This is a genomic window from Glycocaulis sp. (assembly GCF_052168375.1).
In the GTDB taxonomy this organism is placed as follows: Bacteria; Pseudomonadota; Alphaproteobacteria; order Caulobacterales; family Maricaulaceae; genus Glycocaulis.
In genome coordinates this window covers 1-2,640 of record NZ_JBQLZR010000328.1, presented here as the reverse complement: position 1 = coordinate 2,640, position 2,640 = coordinate 1, and the positions used below count along the sequence as shown (strand labels likewise).

The following is a 2,640-nucleotide window of genomic DNA, read 5'->3' as shown; positions in this document are numbered from 1 at the left end:
GGTTCGGCTTCGCGGTTCAGTGCTATGCGCAAGGCCCGCCCGTCGGGATCGAGGCGCGCCATGGCGGCCAGGCCGCCCGTTTGCGAAGCGATGGACGCGGCGTCGAAATACACCGGCTCGGACAGGCGCGCGACGAGAACCGCGCCAGCGGCAATTTCCGCTTCTGCCGACAGGTCCCCGCCAAGGGCTTCAGGATAGGTGATGAGGAGCCGCGTCGTAGCGCCAGAGCGTTCAACCGCCACCGAACCCGTCACCTGCGCGAAGGCGCACGGACTCAGCCCCGTCAGGAGCGCAAGGGCCAGAAAGGCGGCGCGGCTAGCTGTCCCGGCCAGCAAGGCGGGCCTCCACCTCGGCCTGGGTTTCGGGCGGATTGGCCCGCGAACGCAGACGCAGCGTCAAACCGGCGGCGAAACCGGGTTCCATCTCGGCAAGGATGGCCGCATAGCGGCGCGCCTGTTCGCGCTGCAATGCCTCGGCCAGGAGGACAAGCGTATCCTCGTCCATCTGGGACATGATCGCCGCGGCGTTTTCCGGTTCCAGCTGGGCATAGACGGCGACAATCTCACCCACGCGACGCTCCCGCTCGGTTTCGAGTGTTCCCAGAAGCGATTCCAGGCTGGTTTCCAGTTCTTCCATCCGGGCGACACGCTCGGCAATGCGCTGCTCGGTCACCTGCAAAAGCGCCTCGCGCGTATCGAGCTCCTCCTCGCGCAGGTCCAGCTCGACGCGCCGGTTCTCCACCAGCTCGCAGAGCTGGAACTGGGACCGGGTGACGTTGAACTCGTCCTCTTCCGGCTCGAAGACCGGAGCGGGCTCGATTGCGGGTGCATCCTCTACCGGTTCGACAGGCACGGCTTCGGCCTCCTGCGCCGCTGGCACCTCGTCTGCTGCTGTCTCCAGAAGGGAAACCGCGCTATCGGCCAGAGAGACCGATTTCAGCGCGAAGAGACCTGCAAGCAGGACGGCAATCAGGGCCAGGGGACGCAAGCGGGACATGGGCTTTGGCCTTCTCTAACGCAGCGCCTTGAGGGGATCGCGGACACGCGGCGCGCCATCATCGGCACGCTCGCGCGGAAGTTCGCTCGCCGCTTGCGGACGGCGCGGACGCTCGAACCGGTCGAGACGGGTCTCGCCAGAACTCGTGAGCAGGCGCAATTCATCGGCCAGCGCGCGCGCTTCACGGGTGCGCTGTTCAAGAACATCGCCTGACTCGCGAGAGGCACGATCCAGCGCGGCAAGACCTGCCCGCGCGCGGTCCACGGCGTCATTGAGCGCGCCAATGGTTTCCTTCAGCCCGTCCTGGCCATCACGCAGCGCTTTCAGGCGCCGGTCGACGCGCCAGCACATCACAGCGGCACCGACCAGCAACACGCCGATCAGGGCTTCGAACAGGAAAGCGGCCATGCTCATGTGAACCTCGTCAGAGTGCGGCGCGCTGCCGGCGTCAGGGGGGCATCAAGGCGCACAGCCACGTTGTGACCGAGCCGGCCCATCCGGCCGCGCGTCAGGGGGATGGTGCCGCAGCGCAATTCCACCGGGCTGTCCGGCCCGGCTTCCAGCATGATCGTGTCACCCAGTTTCAGCTTCATGATCTCGCCCAGGGGCCGCTGCAGCTCGTCAACGACGGCATTGACCTCCATCTGCGTGGACCAGAGCTCTGTGGCGAGGTGGCTTTCCCAGATATTGTCCCGACCGAACTTCTCACCCATGAATTGCTGGAGGAGCATTTTGCGGATCGGCTCAAGCGTCGCATAGGGAAGAAGAAGCTCGATTCGCCCGCCCCGGTCCTCCATGTCGATGCGCAGCTTGACCAGGATCGCAGCGTTCGCCGGGCGGGCAATCGCGGCAAAACGCGGATTGGTTTCCACCCGGTCGAGCGTGAAGTCGACTTCGGTCAGCGGCGCAAAGGCCTGCTTGGCGTCGGCGAGCACCACCTCGATCATACGCTGGACCAGCGTGCGCTCGATCGTGGTGTAGGGCCGCCCCTCAATGCGCATGGCGCTGGTGCCACGCCGCCCGCCGAGCAGCACGTCCACGACCGAATAGATCAGGTTGGAATCGACCGTCAGCAGGCCGTAATTGTCCAGTTGCTGCGCACGAAAGACCGACAGGATCGCCGGGAGCGGGATCGAGTTGAGGTAATCGCCGAACCGGATCGAGGAGATATTGTCGAGGCTCACCTCGACGTTGTCGGAGGTGAAATTGCGCAAGGAAGTCGTCATCAGCCGGACCAGCCGGTCGAAGACAATTTCCAGCATGGGCAGGCGCTCGTAGGAAACGAGTGCGGAATTGATGATGGCGCGGATGCCGGAGCGTTCAGCGCCGTCCTCATCGGACACCGAGAAGCCGAGAAGGCTGTCGATCTCGTCCTGGTTGAGGATGCGTTCCGGGCCTTGCGCGCCCTGTTGGGGCAGGAAGGTCTCGCCATCGGCGCCGACCATGGCCTCCCATTCTGATGCCAGCGCATCAGAATTTGCCCCGTCAAAGTCGGGCTGCTCCGCGCTCGCGGCCGCTTCCCATTCTGCGGCAAGGGCTTCCTGTTCTACATCACTCATGGGGCAATCCGGTCTTCAAGCAGGGGTCAGGTTCAGGTCTGGGTGATCAGAATTTCGGTCAGCAGAACGCGGTCGATCTGGGCCG

General features: G+C 64.8%; 4 protein-coding genes. All 4 read right to left on the bottom strand.

Annotated features, from left to right (window positions below; translation table 11 throughout):
* Positions 1-335 (bottom strand): hypothetical protein (locus tag ACTS2Z_RS13685; RefSeq protein WP_442573761.1); only part of this gene is annotated, 335 nt, incomplete at its 3' end.
* Entirely contained in the window at positions 316-996 is a 681-nt protein-coding gene (locus ACTS2Z_RS13680) for a MotE family protein (protein ID WP_442573760.1), read from the bottom strand. The genes ACTS2Z_RS13685 and ACTS2Z_RS13680, both read right to left, overlap by 20 nt.
* Positions 997-1,011: 15 nt before the next feature.
* Positions 1,012-1,410, bottom strand: a complete 399-nt coding sequence (locus ACTS2Z_RS13675) for a DUF6468 domain-containing protein (protein WP_442573759.1) — start codon at positions 1,408-1,410, stop codon at positions 1,012-1,014.
* Positions 1,407-2,555, bottom strand: a complete 1,149-nt coding sequence (fliM, locus tag ACTS2Z_RS13670) for a flagellar motor switch protein FliM (protein ID WP_442573758.1) — start codon at positions 2,553-2,555, stop codon at positions 1,407-1,409. Before fliM ends, ACTS2Z_RS13675 begins: the two co-directional genes overlap by 4 nt.
* Positions 2,556-2,640 lie beyond the last annotated feature (85 nt).